Source organism: Vulcanococcus sp. Clear-D1 (assembly GCF_014654725.1).
Taxonomy (GTDB): Bacteria; Cyanobacteriota; Cyanobacteriia; order PCC-6307; family Cyanobiaceae; genus Vulcanococcus.
In genome coordinates this window covers 1-20,412 of record NZ_JACVZV010000007.1, presented here as the reverse complement: position 1 = coordinate 20,412, position 20,412 = coordinate 1, and the positions used below count along the sequence as shown (strand labels likewise).

Below are 20,412 nucleotides of genomic sequence, written 5' to 3'. Positions count from 1 at the left end.
GCGTCTTGCACGCAGCCTTAAGGCTTGGGAAGGGTGTTGGGGCTGTTGTCTGGCCTGTATGGGGCGTTCAGCCCTCTTTGATCTCCCGCAGCAGCCGATTGAGTTGCTGCTCGGCAGATGCATCCACCTCTCCGTTGCGCTGCAACACCACCACCCCATCGTTCACCGCCTGCACGCGGTATCCCTCGCTTGGGAGTGTTTTCAGGAGCTGCAGGCTGCGTTTCAGCGCCTTTTGCTCCTGGCGGAAGGCCTCGGCATAGCGGAGATGCTGGTTGAGATCCACGGCGACCCACTCCACATGGATCGCCGCGCCTGAGCGGGTTTGATACGCCCCGTGGTCGGGGAATCGCACCAGGACTAGCCGCGCTGCCAGGTGAGGGATGAGTTGATTGCTGGCCACCACACTCGCTCCGTGTGGGATCCGCGCCAGGGAGGCGTTGGCTCCGAAGAACGCCAGGGTGACCATGGCCGCCAGATCTCGCTCCAGCCGCCGGCGCGCGATGCGATGCAGCACCAGGCCGGCTGCGGCGATCAGCGCCACCTGCAGCAGCGGCAGCGCTCACTTGCCCAGCAGAGCCACCAGCGTGATCCATGGCACCAGGCTGGGGGTGAAGTGCTGGCCGAGGCGGTGGTAGCCAGGGGCCGGTAGCTCGCCCCCGTGCACCACGTTGGTGGACAGCTGAGAGGAGAGCGTGCTCTCGAACGGATGGCCGCTCAGCCCGTTCCAGAGCACCTGAAACAGGATGCCCTGATCCATCGTGGCGGCGAGGCTGTGGAGTCGCCACCACTGCAGTGCCCAGCCCACGAGGGTGAACACCCCGGCGGCCAGCCACACCCGTTGCCCTGGGCTGAGGCGTTGGTTCATGGCTGCTTCAGCTCCTCAGACACGGCTTGAACCGCTGCTGGCAGGCTGCTGCTCAGCGCCAGGGGGCCGCGCGGATCGAAGCAAAGGCTGCGGCTGAGATCGCGCAGGCCGAGCAGCACAGAAGCGGCGACTGGATCGCGGGTTTTGGTGTCGGCCACCCGCGCTGCGCCGCAGCTGCGCCAGCCGGCCAGTTGCACCACGCTGCGATAGGCGCTGGGCCAGTGGCCCGGGCCCTCGAGCTGCTCCAGGCGGGCAAACCAGTGGTCGGCCTGGAGCGGCCTGTTCTGCAGCACCGCCAACAGGGCCAGGCTCCAGAGCGCATCACGATCGCTGGGGTTGCGCCGCAATTGGGCCTCAGCCCATTGGCTCACATCTGATTGATAGCTGAAGCGGGGATCGAGTAGGTGCCAGGGGCCGATGGCCGCAAACACCGGCTGAAGGCCGCGGGGGCCTTGCTCCAGCCCTCGGGCCAGGGTGATGAAGCGCTGCTGGAAGCAGCTCGGAGCTGCCAAACCCGGCTTGCGGCGCCACAGCTCCAGCTGGCGGCCTTTGGTCCATGACCAGATCTGCACCCGTTCGTAGCGGCCATCCCGGCGCACAGCACGGCTCAGGGCGCGGGCGGAGGGGCGTGTGGTGCCCTGATCGCCGCTGGCCAGCAGCCACCACTCCCCCTGCTCGAGGGCAAGGTCTTGTTCACCGGGGTTGCGCCCCAGGCGCCGCACCAGGATCTGGCCGCCTTGCTGGCGGCCCAGCAGGGTGAGGCTGTGCTCATTGAGATCGGGGCTGCTGCCACTGATCAAAAGGGTGGTGGGGGCCTCACCCACGCGGGCGCGCAGGCTCTGGATCGCCGCCACCACGCTCGAGGGCGGCTCGCGATTCAGCTGGCTCCAGCTGGCCTGGGCCTCGATCCCGCCGGCACTGAGCAGGCCGAGGGCCAGGGCACCGCCGGCCCAGCGGCCCGAGCGCCGCTGGGCGATCCACTGCCCCAGGGCCCACCAGCCTCGCGCCAGCAGCAGCGCCAAGAGCGGCAGCACCGGAGCGATGTAGCGCTCGTCTTTGTTGGGGCTCAGGCTGGTGCACAGCCAGCCGCTGATCGCTACCCCCAGCAGCCAGGCCCAGCCATCGGGCCAGCGCTGCCGCCAGTGGCCGCGCTGCTGCCAGCCGAGCAGAGCCAGCCCAGCCAGGCCGGCGCCGAGGCTGGCAGCGCCCAGTTGTTGGCTCCAAAGCCGGGGGTACCAGATCAGGCTGCGTGGATCGAGGCTGCCGGGATCGCCTTCGGCCGCTCCGGAACTGACCACAGCGCGCTCGGTGCCGCCGAGGGTGGTGATCCAGTTGTGCTGCAGCCACGGCAGCAGTAGGGCCAGCACCACGGCCAGGGCCGCCCAGGCTTGCCAGCGGCGCCCGGGTTGCCCCTGGGCCTGGCCGAAGCTCCAGAGGGCCGGCAGGGCCAGCACCAACAGGGCGCTCTGCTTGATCAGCAGGGCCGCGGCCATCGCCGCCGCGGCCGCCAGGGCCTGGCCCCAGCGCCCACCGTGCTCAGGTCGCTGCCAGCGCCAGAGCAGCCACAGGGCCAGGCTGCAGCTGGCGGTGAGGGGCATGTCGAGGGTGAAGTCCACCCGCAGGCTGGAGAGGGCAGGCGCCAGCGCCACGAGGGCGGCCGCCAGCAGCCCGAAGCCTGGTGAGAGCAGCTGCCGCCCCCAAAGAGCGATCACCAGCAGCAGCAAGCCGTGCCAGAGGCTCAGGGCCCAGCTGGCGCCATCCACGCTCTCGCCGGCCGCGGCCATCACCGTGCCGCTCACCAGCGACGCCAGCGGCGGGATTTTCGGAGAGAGATCCAGCAGCCCCTGCCAGCCCGGCCAGCCGCCACCCCGCAGCAACCCGAGGGCCCGGCCGTGGTCGATGGCGCTGTTGAGGTAGTCGGCCTGATCCCAGGCCGGCAGCTGCTGATCGGCCTGGAGCCAGGCGCGATCAGCAGCGGTTGCCAGGAGCCAGAGGGCCACGAGCAGAAGCCACCACAGCCAGAGCGAGCGCTTGAACACAGGCAGCGGTGGGGCGGCGGAGCAAGAGAAGTCTGCGCGAGGTGCGCCAGGGGAGCTTGTTGGTATCGGCTGCTACATGCCATTGGGCTTTGTGGCACAGGTTCTCTGTGTTGCCCGTGGCATGGCCTGCAAGATGGCCGCACGGCGCGTTGCGCCCAATTCCTCTTTTGGTGTGAGGACCATGAAACTGTTCCAGAAGCTTCTTCTGGCGCCTGCTGCCCTGGGCCTGATGGCTCCTGTGGCTGCTTCCGCCGCTGATCTCAACATTGCTGGCCTGAGCCAGTACGGCTCTGAGGAGCAGGTGACTTCGATCACCCAGTTCTCCGACGTGCAGCCCACCGACTGGGCTTATCAAGCACTGAGCAACCTGATCGAGCGCTACGGCTGTGTGGCCGGCTACCCCAACGGCACCTACCGCGGCAGCCGTGCGATGACCCGCTATGAAGCGGCCGCCCTGCTGAACGCTTGCCTCGACCGGATCACCGAAGTGACCGACGAGCTGAAGCGCCTGATGAAGGAGTTCGAAAAGGAACTCGCCGTGCTGAAGGGCCGTGTGGATGGCCTCGAGGCCAAGGTGGGTGAGCTGGAAGCCACCCAGTTCTCCACCACCACCAAGCTGAAAGGTATCGCCACCTTCGTGCTGGGTGCCAACAGCTTCGGCGGCAGCAATGGCCGCATCAAGGACGCTGCTCGCGACCTTGAGGGTGCTACAGCCTTCGCTTACGACGTTCGCCTGAACTTCGACACCAGCTTCACCGGCAAGGACCTGCTGCGCACCACCCTGCGCGCCGGCAACTTCGGTGACTCTGCTTGGGGCGGTGCTCCCACCGTTGGCGGCAATGGCGCCAACCTCGGCCTGAACGCTCTGGAAGTGGCCTTCCAGGAGAACTGCGGCACCGGCATGGATTGCGGTGACGTTGTGGCCATCAACCGTCTCTTCTACCAGTTCCCCATCGGTGACAAAGTCACCGTGACCTTCGGTGGCCGTGTCCGTCAGGACGACATGCTGGCCATGTGGCCCAGCGTGTACCCCGCTGACACCGTCCTCGACGTGTTCACCTATGCCGGCGCTCCTGGTACCTACAGCCTGAACCTGGGTGCTGGTGCCGGTGTGTGGTACCAGGACAACGGCTGGAGCTTCAGCATCAACTACGTTGCCGCCAATGGTGACAACGGCAGCCCTGTTTCCCGTTACGACGCTGATGGCAATCAGCTGGGTGGCGGTATCGGTACCGCTGCTTCTAACGAAACCTTCACTGCTCAGATCGGTTACGCCGCTAGCAACTGGGGTGCTGCTGTTGCCTACAACTACGGCAACGGTGTTGGCCCTGCTTCCGGTACACCTGCTGCAGTGCTTGCTGGCGCTTACGCCGGCAGCAACAACTCTGTAGCCGTGAGCGCCTACTGGCAGCCCTCTCAGAGCGGCTTTATCCCATCCATCAGCGCTGGCTGGGGCATCACCGGATACTCCAACTACGACGACGGTTTCAACTTCGACGGTCCGACTGCTAACAGCTGGTACGTCGGTCTGCAGTGGGATGACGCCTTCATCAAGGGCAACGCCCTCGGTATGGCTCTGGGGCAGCCCACCTTCATCACCAACACCGGCCGAGACAGCCAGTCTGCCCAAGACGGCAACTGGGCATGGGAGTGGTGGTACAAGTTCCAGGTCACCGACAACATCAGCGTGACTCCCGCTCTGTACTACCTGTCCAACCCCCTCGGTCAGGCTGGCTGGGAACTGAACGGTCGCAGCAACAGCAGCGCCCCCCTCACCAACTTCGGTGGCATCATCAAGACCACCTTCAAGTTCTGATCGTTTGATCTGAACCGGAATCCTTTCCTCACACATCAGGGTTCCTTCCTCACACAGTCCTCCAATCCTCTGGATCAGCCCCGGCTTCGGCCGGGGCTTTTTTTCATGGCGTGGATGTGCTTTCGGCTACGCCTGCTTGTAGTTGCTGTCTGAATGCGGATCTGCCTACTCTTGTAAGTTTTTTGGGCTCGTTTTACGGGCCCCCTCAATTGGTGTGAGGACCATGAAACTGTTCCAGAAGCTTCTTCTGGCGCCTGCTGCCTTGGGCCTGATGGCTCCATTGGCTGTTGACGCCAACCGGCCTGCTTCCGCCGCTGATCTCAACATCGCTGGCGTCAGCCAGTACGGCTCAAGCGCCGACCAGGTGACGTCGATCACCCAGTTCTCCGACGTGCAGCCCACCGACTGGGCTTATCAAGCACTGAGCAACCTGATCGAGCGCTACGGCTGTGTGGCCGGCTACCCCAACGGCACCTACCGCGGCAGCCGTGCGATGACCCGCTATGAAGCGGCCGCCCTGCTGAACGCTTGCCTCGACCGGATCACCGAAGTGACCGACGAGCTGAAGCGCCTGATGAAGGAGTTCGAAAAGGAACTCGCCGTGCTGAAGGGCCGTGTGGATGGCCTCGAGGCCAAGGTGGGTGAGCTGGAAGCCACCCAGTTCTCCACCACCACCAAGCTGCGTGGTGATAGCCGTTGGGTGCTGGGCGGACAGGTTTTCGGGGGCGACTCGCCGCTCTACAACAAGTCGAAGAACACCTACGGCGATACGTCACTGCGCAACGGCCTCAGCTTCAACTACGACGTTCGCCTGAACTTTGATACTAGCTTCACCGGCAAAGACCTGCTGCGCACGCAGCTGCGCGCCGGCAACTTCGCTGATTCTGGATTTGGCGTTGATCCAGTTCGCCTCTCTCAGCTGGATGCCGGCTTCCAAGAAAACTGCGGAACCGGTGCTGACTGCGGAGATGTGGTTGCCATCAACCGCCTCTACTACAAGTTCCCGGTTGGCAAGAACATCACCGTGGTGGGTGGCCCGCGGGTCCGTCAGGACGACATGTTTGCCGTGTGGCCCTCGGTGTACACCGGTGACAAGATCCTGAAGATCTTCCAGTTCGCTGGTGCTCCTCAGGCCAACACCCAGGTTCTTGGTGGTGGTGCCGGCTTCTGGTGGAAAGAAGGGAAGAGTGGTTTCAGCTTTGGTGCCAACTATGTGGCCGGTAATGCCGATGTGGGGGATCCGAGCGTCGGTGGTGTTGCCAATGGCAATTCAGCCGCGACAGGCTCGGTTCAGCTGGCCTACACCGGCCAGAACTGGAACATCACGGGTCTGTATGCCTACAGCAACCGTGGTGTGAGTGTGGGCGCAACCCCCCTCGCCCGCGCGGCCGTGTCCACCGGCTACAACGGCACGAATGCTTTCAACCTGGCTGGTTATTGGCAGCCACTGCAGAGCGGTTGGATGCCTTCGATCAGCGCAGGTTGGGGTATCGCCACCTCCAATGATGTGGGCGGCAGCCGCAATGACTCCACAGACCTCAATGTCACCACCCAGTCCTGGATGGTGGGTCTGAACTGGAAGGATGCCTTCGTGAAGGGCAATGTGCTGGGCATGGCCGTGGGTCAGCCCACGTTCGTGACCGGCGGCACCGACAACGGTCCGTGGGATGGCAACTACGCCTGGGAATGGTTCTACCGCTTCCAGGTCACCGACAACATTGCTGTGACCCCGGCCATCTTCTGGCTGTCGCGTCCTCAAGGTGAGCTCACCGGTCAGGGCAACACCTTCAACAGCTTCGGCTACCTGCTGCAGACCACCTTCCGCTTCTGATCTTTCGCGCCTCGCGCACGCACCAGCAGCTTCAACCCTCCGCCATTGGCGGAGGGTTTTTTGTTGCCCGGATGGCCGTTGTGTTCTGCGCGACAGCGACCGGTGTTGCTCTGCGGGCAAAGGGCGTGGGCCGGCCGATACGTTCCGGAGTAACCCCGCTTTGGCGTGGGTCCCCTCAATTGGTGTGAGGACCATGAAACTGTTCCAGAAGCTTCTTCTGGCGCCTGCTGCCCTGGGCCTGATGGCTCCTGTGGCTGCTTCCGCCGCTGATCTCAACATTGCTGGCCTGAGCCAGTACGGCTCTGAGGAGCAGGTGACTTCGATCACCCAGTTCTCCGACGTGCAGCCCACCGACTGGGCTTATCAAGCACTGAGCAACCTGATCGAGCGCTACGGCTGTGTGGCCGGCTACCCCAACGGCACCTACCGCGGCAGCCGTGCGATGACCCGCTATGAAGCGGCCGCCCTGCTGAACGCTTGCCTCGACCGGATCACCGAAGTGACCGACGAGCTGAAGCGCCTGATGAAGGAGTTCGAAAAGGAACTCGCCGTGCTGAAGGGCCGTGTGGATGGCCTCGAGGCCAAGGTGGGTGAGCTGGAAGCCACCCAGTTCTCCACCACCACCAAGCTGCGTGGTGAGGCCACCTTCGATTTGGGTGCTTACACCTACGGCGGCTCGGCCAAGAACGGCAACAGCGGCCCCGGCCTTGATGATGACGAGAGCCTGCTCAGCGCCATGGTGTTCAACTATGACGTTCGCCTGAACTTCGACACCAGCTTCACCGGTAAGGATCTGCTGCGTACTCGTCTGCGCTCCGGTAACTACGGTGAATCCGCCTTTGATGGTGGTCAGTACCGCGCCACCAAGCTCGATAAATCGTTTGAGTCTGGGGCCGGCCCCAACGTGGTTGACATCGACCGCTTGTACTACACCTTCCCGGTGGGTAACGAGCTGAAAGCCACCCTCGGCGCTCGGGTTCGTAACACCGAGATGCTGGCGATCACCCCCTCGGCCTACAAGTCGTACATTACTGATTTCCTCTACGGCACCTACGGCACCTCCGGCACCTACAACAAGGAAACCGGCGCTGGTGTGGGTCTGGTCTGGAAGCAGAAGGTGAAGAAGGGCAATCCCTATCTCGCCGCTGGAGTGAGCTACGTGGCCAAGAATGCCGATAAGGGCAGCCCCGACGAGGGTGGCATCATGACCGACAACTCGGCTGGCTCCTTCCTGGCCCAGCTGGGTGGTGCTGGCAAGAATTGGGCCCTCACCGGTGCTTATCGCTACGGCCAGTGCGGCACCAATATCCGCTCCGGTACGCAATACACTTATGATAACTCGAAGGCTAAGTGCGACGATCTAGGTGATAGCGCTGCCACCAACAGCTTCGCCATCAACGGCTACTGGCAGCCCTCTGAGAGCGGCTGGGTGCCTTCTATCAGTGCCGGTTGGGGTATCACCACCTTCACTAATGGCTATCGCGAAGCCATCAACACCAAGAACGCTCAGTCCTGGATGGTGGGTCTGCAGTGGGATGACGTGTTCGTGAAGGGCAACTCTGCCGGTATGGGTGTGGGCCAGTCGCCCTTCACCACCTCCACCTTTGATGGCAGCACCCCCTATGACGGCAACTACGCCTGGGAGTGGTGGTACAACTACCAAGTCACCGACAACATCAGCGTGACCCCCGCTCTGATCTATCTGAGCCGTCCTGCTGGTCAGAACACCCCCCAGGGCGAAACCTTCAATGCTTTCGCTGGCCTGATCCAGGTGGGCTTCAAGTTCTGATCGTCTGATCAGGCCACTCCTCACGCGCCTCCTCGCGCACACTCACACACCAAAAGCTCAGGCCCCTCGCTTCGGCGGGGGGCTTTTTTCATGTGCGCCCCCCCGTAGCCTCCAGTGCCTCCAAATGGTGCCCATGGCTTATCGCTTTGCTTTCAGACGCATCACCCGCGCTCAGCGGGCCTTGCCTGCCCAAGATTTAATCGCTCCTGCCGATGAGGGGTGGTATAGGGATCCATCGCCTACGACGCCGGCCGCGGTTTTCGGCCTTTCAGCGAGCTGGTTGCTCGGGTGAAAGGCGAACGGATGCATCACATGTGCAACACAGGCTTTGCTGTGCGCCTTATCAATCGATTGCGGGAGCTGTGGTTGGAGTGCCGCCAGGCCCGCGAATGGGGGCCACTGCCGTGGCATCAACTCGCTCACGCGTAAACGTTTGTATCTGTTCGTCAGTCACCGCCAGTAGCCTTCCGCGCCTCACATCTTCACCATGATTACGACCTACTCCACTCTGGACCGAACTGCCTCTTATCTGATCCTGCACCTCACAGATCTGCGGATCAATGCGCGCATTTTTGGCCATCACGCCATGTCTCAGCTCGAAACCGACTTGCTCGATATCGCTGATGAGGCTCGTCGTGAAGGCCGCAGGCTGGGAGTGAATAAGCTGGTGATTGCCGGCTTAGGCGGCTGTGTGTCGCCCCTTCTGCAGACTTCTGGGCATCAGCTTGGCTGCGCGGAGGCCGTCGTGATGGCTGCTCAGTTGTTCACTCAGTTGATCAACGCTCTGAGCAGTCAGTTTGAGATCGAGATCTTTGGTGTGACTGGAACGGTTCAGTCTTTTACGGGTGAATTGGCGGTTCGCGCTTCCAATGCCATGCGCTTCATCGATGGCCTGGTTTATTGCTCACTTGAGCGCGATCTGCGCCAGGAGCCAGGCGTTGTCTTTCGGGGAATTGAGGAGGAGGCGATGTTGCTCAAGGCCGGAGAATCCAGTTTTCTCTGGAGCTACCACTATGACCTTGATTCCCCTCGTGATCTCCCGATCCAAAGCTCGTTGAGCTTGGCCGAGGTGGTCGTGATGGACTGAGGTTCAGTGTGTGCCGTCATAGGCATGGCCTCCCGCATTGGCGGGAGGTTTCTTTATGGCAATGCCTGCTGTTCAAATTGATGGAGTTCCAGCTCCAGCTGCCATTGCTGGCGCGCCTTAGCGCTACTCGCCAGGTATCCCTTACAGGCGGAGGAGATCGGTTGAAGGCTGCGGCAGGCCGTGATGCGAGCCTGATAGGCATCGGATTCCCACAGGCTTGGCCCAGGCAGGAAGCTGTATTCCAGGCTGTTGCGAGCTAGACGCTTGAGAGCGCGGTAGTCCAGCCTGTAGCGCCGCACGGCCAGCAGAAACTGTTCGGTGAGATCGGTGCGTAGAACACCCTCGTCGTCTGACGCCAGAGCCGTGGGAACGTTGGCTGCCTTGTAGTCGAGCAGGGGGTGATCCGTTTCCTTCACGCCAAGGATCACTTCGTTGCTGGTCAGACAGAGCTCGACCAGCACCCGCAGGCGAGCCATCAAGGTCATCAGTTGCGCCGCATGCCGCTCGAAGCTGATGGCTACACCGTGACCGATCCGGCGTGCGCCGGCAATCTCCACCGCTTCACGAATGTGGAAGGCCAACTGCTCTGGCGGCGCCAGATTGAGTGTGAGCTCGCCGGCATGCAGAGCGATGGGTACGGCTGGATACCGTTGCCTGAGCCACCCCAGCATGTGCATCTGCAGCGTGTAATCCCGCAGAGACAATGGATGATCCTCTGGACCCACCAGATTGATCCCAGCCACCTGCTCTGAGGCGTGGGCTAGCTCAAACGCATAAACGAACTGGGCGAACACATCCTGGGGCTGTTGATTGCGTCGCGTCTGCTGTAGGAATCTGACCGTGACGCTGCAGCCTGGTTGGGCACTTGCCGAGCCGCATCCCAACGTTTTCTGGGTGGCTCGGCTCAGAGCCTCGAGCTGCTGACGGCCTTCACTCACCAGTGAGGGCATGCCCCGTGCTAGTAGAGCGGAGTGTGCGGCCTCTAGAGAGCCTGTCCAGGGAATGGTGCGGCTCAGCGTTCGTACTGGATCGCCATTCACAGTGATCATCAACTCCAGGTAGCGAATCGATTGCGCTGCCGCACGATTGGCTACGGCGGCCACCATGGACCCTTGTCGGCTGGGTTGGCGGGAGAGGGCCGAGAAACCTGCAAACGCCTCGAAGAAATCATCGTGGCCCGCATGGCCGCCGCCGCTGACATCACGCGTGGACCATTGATCCAGGACCTGTCCATAGAGCTTTCCGTCCTGCACCACACGTGCGGCGGGTAGCAGCGAAGAATTACGGCTGCACTGTTCGGGCGCGATCAGCCGAAGGCTTTGGTGCTCCAGGCAGTAGCCATCCTCTGCGGCCCATTGGAGATATTCCTCGGCAAACACCGCCCCGCTGAGATGGCTATGGAGATCGGCTCCTTTCGGCATGGCCTTCAGGAAGGTGCGAAGCCGCCCGGGGTGATCCCGATTGCGCTCTACCCATGCCGACGCGGCTTGTTCGAATGTGGGGACGGCGGCTGACGCCATCGGCAGCCAGCAACCTGTCAGCAGCACAGCGGCTAGCAGTGTGCGAGTCGGGCGGTTCAGCGGGGACCAGTGACTCAAGGCGGGGCTTCAGCTCAGTCCAAGTGTGTGCGATCGAATCACGTGTGTCAGGTGTGTTCTGCGTTACATGGTGCGAGGTTCCGTTGCTAGGCCGTTGCTACGTTCCGGCTACTCCGTCTTTAGCTGCGCGTGCTGGATCTGAATGCTTTAGGTCTGTTGGCCTACATCCTGCTCACTGGCTTGCGCGGCACTGTTCTCAAGGCACTGCAGATCACAGGTGAGGAGAATCCCATCGGTGGTGAAAATCCGATTAGTTTCTGCAACGTTTTTCTGATTTCTCAGGCCACCGTTGGCCTGGCGATTGTTGTATCGGATGGATGGCGTAGCTTCTCTGATGTCGACAAGCTCGATCGTCATGGCCGCCGGCTCATTGTGGCTGATGCGTTCTTTGGCTGTTTTCTGGGGCCGATGAGCTTTTTCCTGGCTCTCGACAAGCTCTCGGTGGTCACCCAGACGTTGCTCTTCTCTCTGACGCTTCCCTTCACAGCCGTGATTGCCACCTTATGGCTGCGGGAGAAGCTTCCTGATCGCTTCTGGGGAAGCCTGCTGCTGATTACGGTTGGCTTGATTGTTGGAAAGTTGTTGCGTCCGATGGGGATGAGCACTCCGGAGGCTGCCAGTCAGACCACCGGCGTGATCTGGGCGCTTGTATCGATGAGTTCCCTGGCCCTGCGCAATTCGATCCGCCGCAAGCTGGCGCCGTATCCGATCTGCCGAGGCCTCTCAGCAGGGATTCCCAACCTTGCAGGTGCGGTTGCCTTTGGGATCATCGCATTGCAGCAATATGGGCCTCAGCACTTTTTCTATCTCAGCTTCTGGTGGGTGCTGGGTGTGCTCGTGATCTACTCCATCACCCTGTGTGTTGGATCTGAAGTCCTTCGTCAGTTCTGTCAGCGTCGTTTCCCTGTTACCCAGGTTGGTTTGGCTAGTTCCAGTACGTTGGTTGTGACGGTGCTCAGTGCAGCAGCATTCCTCGGTGAACCCTTGCATCCTGCAACGATCCTCAGCATGCTGTTGATTCTGGCTGGCGTTACGTTGCGTCTTGTTTTCCCTTCTCGGCCGGATCCGTCTTCTGCTTCTTAGCCGTGCTTGAGCTTCCTAATGTTTGCCAGATGTAATTCACCCATTGCTCAATCAGTTCTGGCTGTTTGACCACTGCTTTATGATCAGATGTTGCTAGGTGCAGTGTAAGTGGGTTGGATTGGAGCACCTGAGCTCGCTTCGTTGATAGGCCTCCCCGCCACTCGCTCGCCAACACATGCAGGGGCGCGTTCAGCGTCTTGCAGGCTGATTCCTCGATCCAGCGACCAAGAAGGTGTTGACGCCAGGATTTCACGAGGAGGCGATGCTGGTTGTCTTGGCTTCGAATCCAGCGTCGTGGAATCAGCCGCCAGATCCTGGCCAGCTTGCGTCGCCATGGCCAGCGGTAGGTGCCTATGAAGGGATCGACAGGATCCAGCAGGATCACTCCTCCTAACGCAACACCACGCTGCTCCAGAACCTCCGCGACCGCATAGGCCAACCAGGCCGGTAATGAAAAGCCGCCCACCCAGAGCTTCTCTCCGAGATCACCGTTGCAGGCCTTGAGCAGCAGGTCGACCTGCTCGCTGGCCACCTGTCTGAGGCCTGGGCTTTGATCGGCTCTCCAGCTTGGGGGGGGGGCTGGCAATCCAAGGCCGATGAGCCCGATCGCGATCGGCCTTGAGATCTGGAGTGCGTTCAGGCCGCCTCCGCACCAGAGCAGATTGGTGCGTTCCAGGCTGCTCACAAGCTGAGCTTGATCCAGAGAATCGAGATCTGCCCGTAGCTTCACGAGTTGTGGTGTTGCATGCCAGGCCAGGGCGTGAAGCGACTCGGGCTGGCTCATGGCCCTTTGCAGGGCCGCTAGATCCAGCTTGCCGTTGGGGTTCAGAGGCAGCGTTTCCAACCCGAACAGATGCCGGGGCTGCAGTCGTACGTCGTCGATCGACCTGCACACAGCGCGCCCGATCTTGCGCATGTTGGCTTGACTGAGTTGCTCCAGTTCCAGCCAGGCCACGATGCCCTCTGCCTCGGCGAACAACTGGCAACGCCGCACGCCAGGTTGCTGTTCAAGGGCGCTTTGCAGTGGAGCGGCGTCAATCCACTCGCCATGGTGTTTGAGCAGCTGATTGCTGCGGCCCAGCAGTTCCAGTTCGCCGGATTCACTCCAGCGAGCCAGGTCGTTGCTCACAAACCGCATGCAGCCGTCATGCCAGTCGGTGGGTGCGAGCTCCCATCGGCTCTGCTTCTGCACCAGTAGACCTTCAATCAGCGCTGGTCCTTCCACCTGCAGGCGCCCGATGGCGTCTTCACCATCGACGTTCTGCTGGTCATCGCTCACCAGGCTGATGCGTTTGCCCTCAACGGGCATGCCGCTGAAGCGTTGCCAGGGGCCAGCCAGGGGCAGCTGTTGTTGGGCGATGACGCCGGTTTCGCTGGCGCCAAGGGCATTGAGGCACTGTCCGCCCGGTTTTGCCCAGCTCTGCAGCACCGGCCAGAGGTTGGCTGGGCAGGCTTCGCCGGTGAGTGAGATCCAGTGGAATCGGCCCACACCGTCGCTGCGTGCTCCGAGGCTCTGAAGCTGGCTCGGTGTGGCGTAGAGCAGTTCGCCTCCATGGGGCAGCAGAGCCAGATCAGCGCGCCCGATCACCTGGCACCAACCTTCCAGCAAGCCCGCCAGTAGATGTTTGGTGGCCGCGCCAAACCAGGGATTCACGACCATGGCGCAACGGCTTCCGGGCGGCAATTGCAGTTGCCGTGCATTGGCCTTGGCTTCCAGCAACGCCTGGCGCCAGCCGCGCACCAGCACCTTGGGACGACCGGTTGATCCCGAGCTGAACAGGATCTGCTGCCACTGGCCCTCACCGGATGCAGGGCCCCTGATCGAGCTGGCGATGCTCTCCGCCAGATCGGCATGGCTGCTGTCCGAATCCTGGGCAATCCACACACCACCGGCGAGCCAGAGCCCCAGGAGTTGCGGGAGGTCAATCCAGGCACCACTCCAGGCCCAGCTCTGGCATTGCCCAACGCACCAAGAAGGCAGAGTTTCGTAGTGACTGCGCCAGTGATCTGCCTTCTCTCCCAGCTCGCCGAAGCTGAGGGCTCCTTCAGTGGCTAAGAGCGCCACCTGATCCTGGTGGCGCTCCCGGCTGCGAGCCCAGGCGGTGCGCCAGCTCTCCAGCATCAGCCTTCCAGGAGGCTGCGCAGCATCCAGGCGGTTTTCTCGTGGATCTGGAGCCGTTGGGTGAGCAGGTCGGCGGTGGGTTGGTCGTTGGCCTCGTCGGCGACCGTAAACACACTGCGAATGGTGCGAGCCACAGCCTCGTGGCCGGCCACGAGTTCGCTCACCATTTGCATTGCAGATGGAACACCATCGCTTTCCTCGATAGTGGAAAGGCTTGCATAGATCTTGGCGCCAAAGGGAGCTGGATAGCCCAGGGCGCGAATGCGCTCCGCAATCTCATCGAGGGCTGTCCACAGTTCGGTGTATTGCTCCATGAACATCACATGGAGTGTGTTGAACATCGGTCCGGTCACGTTCCAGTGGAAGCCGTGGGTTTTGGCATAGAGCACCGTGCTGTCGGCCAACACGCGACCAAGAGATTCGGCAATTGTGGCGCGTTGCTCAGCGGGGATGCCGATGTCGATCTTGACTGAGCTGGCTGCCATGGTTTTTGTCCAATAGACTGGCTATTGGCTGATCCTAGCCTCTCGCACCGGTTGTGTGATTGTGGTGATGAGATCTGCTCCATCAGTCTGTTTTCCCTGACTGCTTGCAGCGATCCGAGGGAGCACCGTTCTGGGCCCGGTAGAAGAGTGATCGCTCACCCGCGTCGAGACGCATGCTCTGCTGCAGGTGAGCTTTTTGAAGCTAAACCACGTGTGTGTAGTAGTTGGTTGTGATGCCCCAGGCGGGCTCATCAAATGGTTGGGCGATGGGGCCAGCCGGGCCGTTGATGGAGAGCATCAGGGTGTCTGTTTTTCGATCGTAATGGCCGTAGGCTTCCCGCGTGGGGGTCTTGGGATCGCGCAGAATGAAGCTGTTGCGAAAGGGGTTCAGTTGCACGACCCAGTTCACTGTGTAAACAGTTGGATCATCCTCTGAGAGCACATAGGAATTGACCGCTCTCAACTGAGTTGGGCTTGATTTGGTGAACTTGTAGTTGTTGCCATCTGTTTTTTCGTACGACGTCACGTTGTCGCCGTCGAACACATTGATGTCGCGATGCACGCTCACCCATTCCCCCTCGGTGAGGATGCGAGTCAGCTTCTTGTGGGACTTGATGTAGTCATCTCGGTCTTCGGCGGCGTCTTTTCTCTGCTTATTGTTGAGTTGGCTCCAGTTGAGGATTGGATCCATAGCTGTGAACTGGCTCGATGGAAGCCCAAGTCTATGTATGGCCGGTGACCGGGCGTTAAGCTTGTGAATCATTTAATAGTTTTCTGTGGGGGCGTGGTGGATGGCATCGTTGTTGTCTAGAAGTCTTGGGTTTGGGGCATTGAGGTGCTCATTGGAGTGATTGCCTCAGCGGGCTGCATCCCCGCTTTTGCGTTATTCGGAGGCACTCTCGTGCCCTTGTGGGCTTTGCAGTCGGGCTACAGAGAAATAAGAAATCGCAAAAGCAACGACCCAGGACTGGGATTCGGCGATAGCATCAAGTCGCAGGGCAGGGTCTTGGCATGAGCAACATCAATCCCAATGGGCAAGAGAAGGACGTCATCACGGGAGCCCGCAAGCAGTTCAGGCGGAAACTGAATCAATGGGGCAAGTATCTTGAGCAGGGAGAGTGGGCTGGCACATTCAGGGCCTGGAACGTTGAGCACGACGACGACAGCAAAGACGCGGCGGGCACTGGACTCGATGGGATTATTGAGTTCAAGAAATTGGCCAATGGAAATCTAACGGCTCGCATCGAATGGAATCACGCCGTTGATGATACGCCCCAATCAGCCGACTACATCATTTCTCTTTCTCCCTACAATCGAACCTTCACTGGGTTGGGCTACTTAGCCGGCTTCGATGAGACGGCAAGAGCAACGGGTTACTTTGATCCGAAGCGAGGGCTCTTGAATGTGATCGACATCGGACCAAGTCAGGGGAGTCTCACAGGAGGAACCTTCATCAGAACTTGGGACTTTGTCGATATCGGCTGACGACAAGGCCTTTGTTGGTCTGGCACGCATGGTTCTGTGCGTGGCCATTCAGTCTGGCCGTTGTATCTGAGCCCGTTTAACCCAACCCTCCAACCAGCGGCCACCAGGCATCCGCTGCGGCGAGCTCGGTGTCGCTGAGGCCAGCGCAACGTCGCACCTCCGCGGCCTGGCTGGCGAGCAGGGAGCCATGCAATGCATCCCCCAGCGCCTCCCGCAGGAGAGCACTGCCAGCGAAAGCAGCCGATGCCTCCGCCAAGCTCCCAGGCAGGCGCACCGCTGATCCGACGGGGAGCTTGGCCGGATCCCCACTCACCGGCGGTGGCAGTGGCTGAGGTTCCTTAAGTCCCGCCAGTGTTACGGCCTGCACGGCCGCCAGCAGTAGGTAGGGATTGGCTGCGTGATCCGCCACTTTCAGTTCGAGATGGGCGGGAGCGGCATCCGCATCGGTAGGAATCAGCCGCAAGGCCGCCTCGCGGTTCTCAATGCCCCACACCTGAAATGGTGCCGACCATGACCCGGGGGCCAACCGCTGGTAGGAGATCGCCAGGGGACATGCCAGGCCTAGCAAGGCCGGTAGCTCCTTCAACAGAGCGGCGAGCACGGCACTGCCGGCGTCGCTGAGCCCACCAGGGTTGGCGCCTCCCTGGAGCAACGGCACGCCATCACGGCAGATGCTCAGGTGCACGTGGCCGCCATTGCCCACCCGCTCCAGACGCGGTTTGGGACTGAAGCTGCAGTGCCAACCCAGGCGCCGGGTCACACGCTGAATCACCAGCCGAGAGTGCACCAGCCGATCAGCAGCCTCAAGGGGCGTGCCCGGAGCCAGCGATAACTCGAACTGGCCGGCTCCGTATTCCGGGTGGAACTGCAGCCAGGGGATGCCGGCGGCCTGCAAGGCTTCGAGTAGGGCGCTGGCGTAATCCAGCCCCTCGATGAGTCGATCAGCGCCATAGGGGCCGCCTGGTACGGCAGGCTGGGGCGCCCCCTGGGCATCGGGGATGGCCACCAGCCATTCCAGTTCGAAGCCGGCCTTCAGCTCCACCCCCTCTTCGTTCAGGCGCTTTTGCTGCAGGCGACAGCGATGGCGCTGGTCTGCTGCGTAGGGCGCGCCGGAGCGCTCAAAGCGTTCGCCGGGAGCCCAGGCCCAGCCGCTGTGGGTCTCGAGCCGGGCCAGGGCGCTGGCATCTGCCCGCAAGCGCAGATCGCCGTCCGGGCGGGCGAGGGGATGCTGTGGATCAATGGCCCCGGCGGCACCGAAGGCATCGGCCACCGGCGAGAACCCCACCCCAGTGGCCACCGCAGCGTCGAAGGCTGCCAGCGGCACCACCTTCACCAGAGGTGCGCCGACATTGTTCACCCAGGTGATCGCCACCCAGCGGAATCCCTCCTCAGCCAGAGTTTCAACGGTGGGCCAGGAAGGCTTGGGCACGGCGATGTCGAACAACTAGAGCCATGATTGCGAAGGCTCTAGAACTCCGCATGGAGGCGACTTCCCAGGGTGGCTGGTGGCAGCCCGGCGCTACTGCGCTGTTGCTGGTCGATCTGCAACAGGGCACCTGCGGTGATTGCCAGCCCCAACCGCAAACAGCTTTTGATCGGCAGTTCAACCGCAACACCTTGCCGGCAGCTCAGCAAGCCCTGGCGGTGGCACGGCACGCGCGGCTGGAGGTGATCTACACCGTGATCGCCAACCTCACGGCGGATGGCCGCGATCGCAGCCTCGATTACAAGCGCTGCGCCATGGGCTTCTCACCCGGTAGCCGCGCCGCCCAGGTGATCCCAGAACTTGCACCCCTGGCCGATGAGCTGGTGTTGCCGAAGAGCTCCTCCTCGCCCTTTAGTTCCACGACGCTTGATTATCTGCTGCGTAATATCGGCATCCGCACACTCGTGGTGATCGGGCTGCTCACCGACCAGTGCATCGACCACACCGTGAAGGATGCTGCTGACAGGGGCTACAAGGTGGTGTGCCTTCAGGATGCTTGCCAGGCGGAGACACCGGAACGACATGCCGCTGCTCTGGCTTGCTTCAGCGGCTACTGCAACCAGATCTCTGTGGCTGAATTCGAATCCATCTTGATACGCATTCCACCCTCAAGTAAATAGTTAATGCTTGGCGATATCTCATCTTCTGAGGCGCAGAGATCCTCGCGTGCGGGTCTCGTCGTCACTCTCGGGGGCGAGGTCGAAAGTCCGTCGTAGTGATCGGCCATGACAGATGCCTCAGACGGTCTTGCGAATGATGATGTTCCCGTTTGTGGTATTGCTTTCGACTCATCGCGGTGCGGCAAGTCCGATTGAATGCCTACGTGGTTCATTCATACTTCGTCGAGAGTGTCCCCACTTGATCTGTGTCGTGCTGTGATACACGAGGGCGTGAACGAGTGCCACTTGCGTTCGTAGGGGCGCCCTCAAAGCTAATATCGAAACAAATTCTATTTAATTGATTTGGAGCCATCTGCGAGCACCCCGGCGATCCGTCGCCCAGAGACCAGCTGGCTCTCTGATGTTCTTGGTGTTGCCATCTGCTCCATTGACGCGACTGAGATCGGCGACAGCCGAGGATTCCTGTCAACGACGTGGAGGCTGCAAGTCTGCACGGATCCTCCGGGCGTTTTGCCTCCTAGCCTTGTGCTCAAAAGCGAGACCACCGATCCACTTTTTCATGGCATCGCGAGGTCTCAACGTGCGTTCGAGCGTGAGATTGCATTTTATCGGACATTAGCCCCATCGGTTACATCTCGGTTTCCTCGCATCTACGGGTTGGGCGATGCGAACGACCCATGGTTGTTAATGGAAGATCTCAGTCATTACCGGGCTGGCGATCAAGTGCGTGGGTTGTCCCACGAGGAAGCCAGAGCAGTTGTGAGGCGGCTAGCCACCATCCATGCCTGTTTCTGGCAAAAGCCAGATCTCGAGCTTCATTGCTGGTTGCCAGTCCATCAGTATTGGTTTTCTGATCTGGACCACACTCTTCTTAAGCCATTTCTGCAGACCTATGGGCGGCGCATTGGTGATCGGATGTCACTGGTCATAGAGGGATGCCTGAAGCAGCTGGGAGAGATTGATGCGGCCATTGCTAACAGGCCTTTCACTCTTGTGCATGGCGATCTGCGGGCAGACAATCTCTTGTTTACTGGCTCAGAGTCTGACCCAGCAACAATCATCCTGGACTGGCAGAATGCCTGTCGGAGCATGGGTGCCATCGATTTGGCTTATCTTCTTGGCGGGAGTGAGCCCTTTTTTGAGCGTAGCGGCCATTTAGACGAACTGCTCTATCTATGGCATGGAGAGTTGGTTGCGCAAGGCGTCAGCCATTACTCGGTAGCCGATGCACGTAAGGACTTGCAGCTCGCGGCACTGCGTTGCCTGCCTGTGGCGTTACGACTTTTTGCCACACTCAATGAACCAAGTACTACGGTGCGCGGCGCTCTATTCCGAGACGAAGCGATTGAACGGCATTGCTCTGTTGTGGATGAGCTTCGCGCCTGGGAAGCGCTGCCGTTGCCCATTGAATAACCTCCCAAGGCTCGCATCGGCATGTTCATGTCGTGAGAACCAACGCCGCTGCCACGCACTGGGGGTATTCACTGGCAGCGGTACTTGGCGTAACGATAGGGATCGATGGCGTGACGCGAACATGATGGGTCCTAGCCTTGATTTAAGGCAGGTCGAAGACCGCGCCACACGAGTGACATGCTCTTGACCCGGCAACTATGAAATGGCTGAGATGGACTTGGCAGTACAGCGCCGCCGATGGCAGCAGCCCGATCGCAAAGGGGCGCCTATGGACAAGCTCCAGGCCCACACGTGATGGCTATTACAGGGTTAGGGCCATCAAAGGAAATCGTGATGGTGTGAAGATCGCTTCGCTTCTGCCGGCAGGAGCCGCCATTCCAGGAAATATCGATACCATTACGGGACAGCCCTATTTGGGAGACAATCTGATTAGGCCGCAAGATCCGGGCGCCGATCGACCACAACTGACCGTGGGCGGCATTAACTTTTCTCTGAACGATGGCAGCTTTACTAACTTATTCTACGCAACTTACCCGCCGACACCTAGCTACTACGACTTCCACTCAGTTGCTCCGTTTCCTGATGGAGTGGTCTCACCCAACACCGAGACATTCATCGGCTTCACCGCAGAGATCGTCAGCTAGGGAATCTCTGGACAAACGGGTTTGAGCGACCGCAGTGAGCAGGAAAGAG

At 60.9% G+C, this 20,412-nt stretch carries 17 protein-coding genes; 9 read left to right on the top strand and 8 right to left on the bottom strand.

Translation table 11 applies throughout. The features are described from left to right. Positions 1-67: 67 nt before the first annotated feature. From H9532_RS02460 to H9532_RS02450, 3 genes are read right to left on the bottom strand one after another with little or no spacing between them, the layout of a single operon-like run. Positions 68-541, bottom strand: coding sequence for a DUF2079 domain-containing protein (locus H9532_RS02460; protein WP_296365492.1), 474 nt, complete (start codon positions 539-541; stop codon positions 68-70). An 18-nt stretch (positions 542-559) separates the two neighbouring features. Next, positions 560-865 (bottom strand): DUF2079 domain-containing protein, encoded by a 306-nt coding sequence (locus H9532_RS02455; protein WP_296365490.1) that lies wholly within the window; start codon positions 863-865, stop codon positions 560-562. Then, positions 862-2,904, bottom strand: a complete 2,043-nt coding sequence (locus H9532_RS02450; RefSeq protein WP_296365488.1) for a phospholipid carrier-dependent glycosyltransferase — start codon at positions 2,902-2,904, stop codon at positions 862-864. The genes H9532_RS02455 and H9532_RS02450 overlap by 4 nt, the downstream gene beginning before the upstream one ends. Before the next feature lie 181 nt (positions 2,905-3,085). Here H9532_RS02450 and H9532_RS02445 point away from each other — a divergent pair, with 181 nt between their 5' ends. The 4 genes from H9532_RS02445 to H9532_RS02430 all read left to right on the top strand — a co-directional run bounded on the left by H9532_RS02445 (position 3,086) and on the right by H9532_RS02430 (position 9,427). Then, positions 3,086-4,720: an iron uptake porin gene (locus H9532_RS02445; protein WP_296365486.1), complete on the top strand. Its 1,635-nt coding sequence runs from the start codon at positions 3,086-3,088 to the stop codon at positions 4,718-4,720. A gap of 223 nt (positions 4,721-4,943) precedes the next feature. Continuing rightward, the gene (locus tag H9532_RS02440) at positions 4,944-6,551 is read left to right on the top strand and encodes an iron uptake porin (protein ID WP_296365484.1); all 1,608 of its coding nucleotides are present in this window, start codon (positions 4,944-4,946) and stop codon (positions 6,549-6,551) included. Positions 6,552-6,744: 193 nt separating this feature from the next. After that, positions 6,745-8,340 (top strand): iron uptake porin, encoded by a 1,596-nt coding sequence (locus H9532_RS02435; RefSeq protein WP_296365482.1) that lies wholly within the window; start codon positions 6,745-6,747, stop codon positions 8,338-8,340. 487 nt (positions 8,341-8,827) lie between these two features. Continuing rightward, entirely contained in the window at positions 8,828-9,427 is a 600-nt protein-coding gene (locus tag H9532_RS02430; protein ID WP_296365480.1) for a hypothetical protein, read from the top strand. A 53-nt stretch (positions 9,428-9,480) separates the two neighbouring features. Here the strand turns inward: H9532_RS02430 and H9532_RS02425 are convergent, their stop codons facing one another. After that, a complete protein-coding gene (locus H9532_RS02425) occupies positions 9,481-10,848 on the bottom strand; it encodes a hypothetical protein (protein WP_296365479.1) in 1,368 nt (455 codons plus the stop codon). A 306-nt stretch (positions 10,849-11,154) separates the two neighbouring features. Here H9532_RS02425 and H9532_RS02420 point away from each other — a divergent pair, with 306 nt between their 5' ends. Beyond that, on the top strand, positions 11,155-12,108 hold the full coding sequence (locus tag H9532_RS02420; protein ID WP_296365477.1) for a DMT family transporter: 954 nt from the start codon (positions 11,155-11,157) through the stop codon (positions 12,106-12,108). Here H9532_RS02420 and H9532_RS02415 read toward each other — a convergent pair. From H9532_RS02415 to H9532_RS02405, 3 genes are all read right to left on the bottom strand, one after another. Further along, positions 12,056-14,230, bottom strand: a complete 2,175-nt coding sequence (locus tag H9532_RS02415; RefSeq protein ID WP_296365475.1) for an AMP-binding protein — start codon at positions 14,228-14,230, stop codon at positions 12,056-12,058. The two genes, H9532_RS02420 and H9532_RS02415, sit on opposite strands and share 53 nt — an antisense overlap. Continuing rightward, positions 14,230-14,715, bottom strand: a complete 486-nt coding sequence (locus tag H9532_RS02410) for a Dps family protein (protein WP_296365473.1) — start codon at positions 14,713-14,715, stop codon at positions 14,230-14,232. Before H9532_RS02410 ends, H9532_RS02415 begins: the two co-directional genes overlap by 1 nt. A gap of 202 nt (positions 14,716-14,917) precedes the next feature. Further along, complete coding sequence (locus H9532_RS02405) at positions 14,918-15,406, bottom strand: hypothetical protein (protein WP_296365471.1); 489 nt, start codon at positions 15,404-15,406, stop codon at positions 14,918-14,920. A gap of 320 nt (positions 15,407-15,726) precedes the next feature. Here H9532_RS02405 and H9532_RS02400 point away from each other — a divergent pair, with 320 nt between their 5' ends. Further along, positions 15,727-16,200 carry a hypothetical protein gene (locus H9532_RS02400; protein WP_296365469.1) on the top strand — a complete coding sequence of 158 codons (474 nt, stop codon included), beginning with the start codon at positions 15,727-15,729 and terminating at the stop codon, positions 16,198-16,200. A gap of 76 nt (positions 16,201-16,276) precedes the next feature. Here the strand turns inward: H9532_RS02400 and H9532_RS02395 are convergent, their stop codons facing one another. Continuing rightward, positions 16,277-17,629, bottom strand: coding sequence for a glutamine synthetase family protein (locus tag H9532_RS02395; protein WP_296365467.1), 1,353 nt, complete (start codon positions 17,627-17,629; stop codon positions 16,277-16,279). Between the two features lie 50 nt (positions 17,630-17,679). Between H9532_RS02395 and H9532_RS02390 the strand changes: the two genes are divergently transcribed. From H9532_RS02390 to H9532_RS02380, 3 genes are all read left to right on the top strand, one after another. Continuing rightward, positions 17,680-18,306 (top strand): isochorismatase family cysteine hydrolase, encoded by a 627-nt coding sequence (locus tag H9532_RS02390; RefSeq protein WP_296365465.1) that lies wholly within the window; start codon positions 17,680-17,682, stop codon positions 18,304-18,306. Positions 18,307-18,648: 342 nt separating this feature from the next. Further along, positions 18,649-19,719 carry a phosphotransferase gene (locus H9532_RS02385; RefSeq protein WP_296365463.1) on the top strand — a complete coding sequence of 357 codons (1,071 nt, stop codon included), beginning with the start codon at positions 18,649-18,651 and terminating at the stop codon, positions 19,717-19,719. 338 nt (positions 19,720-20,057) lie between these two features. Continuing rightward, complete coding sequence (locus tag H9532_RS02380; RefSeq protein ID WP_296365461.1) at positions 20,058-20,363, top strand: hypothetical protein; 306 nt, start codon at positions 20,058-20,060, stop codon at positions 20,361-20,363. Positions 20,364-20,412 lie beyond the last annotated feature (49 nt).

Bases quoted from the DNA above. Each gene is read 5' to 3' on its own strand.
- H9532_RS02455 (WP_296365490.1), bottom strand. From the start codon at position 865: ATGAACCAACGCCTCAGCCCAGGGCAACGGGTGTGGCTGGCCGCCGGG.
- H9532_RS02445 (WP_296365486.1), top strand. From the start codon at position 3,086: ATGAAACTGTTCCAGAAGCTTCTTCTGGCGCCTGCTGCCCTGGGCCTG.
- H9532_RS02440 (WP_296365484.1), top strand. From the start codon at position 4,944: ATGAAACTGTTCCAGAAGCTTCTTCTGGCGCCTGCTGCCTTGGGCCTG.
- H9532_RS02435 (WP_296365482.1), top strand. From the start codon at position 6,745: ATGAAACTGTTCCAGAAGCTTCTTCTGGCGCCTGCTGCCCTGGGCCTG.
- H9532_RS02430 (WP_296365480.1), top strand. From the start codon at position 8,828: ATGATTACGACCTACTCCACTCTGGACCGAACTGCCTCTTATCTGATC.
- H9532_RS02425 (WP_296365479.1), bottom strand. From the start codon at position 10,848: ATGCCGAAAGGAGCCGATCTCCATAGCCATCTCAGCGGGGCGGTGTTT.
- H9532_RS02415 (WP_296365475.1), bottom strand. From the start codon at position 14,230: ATGCTGGAGAGCTGGCGCACCGCCTGGGCTCGCAGCCGGGAGCGCCAC.
- H9532_RS02410 (WP_296365473.1), bottom strand. From the start codon at position 14,715: ATGGCAGCCAGCTCAGTCAAGATCGACATCGGCATCCCCGCTGAGCAA.
- H9532_RS02405 (WP_296365471.1), bottom strand. From the start codon at position 15,406: ATGGATCCAATCCTCAACTGGAGCCAACTCAACAATAAGCAGAGAAAA.
- H9532_RS02400 (WP_296365469.1), top strand. From the start codon at position 15,727: ATGAGCAACATCAATCCCAATGGGCAAGAGAAGGACGTCATCACGGGA.
- H9532_RS02390 (WP_296365465.1), top strand. From the start codon at position 17,680: ATGGAGGCGACTTCCCAGGGTGGCTGGTGGCAGCCCGGCGCTACTGCG.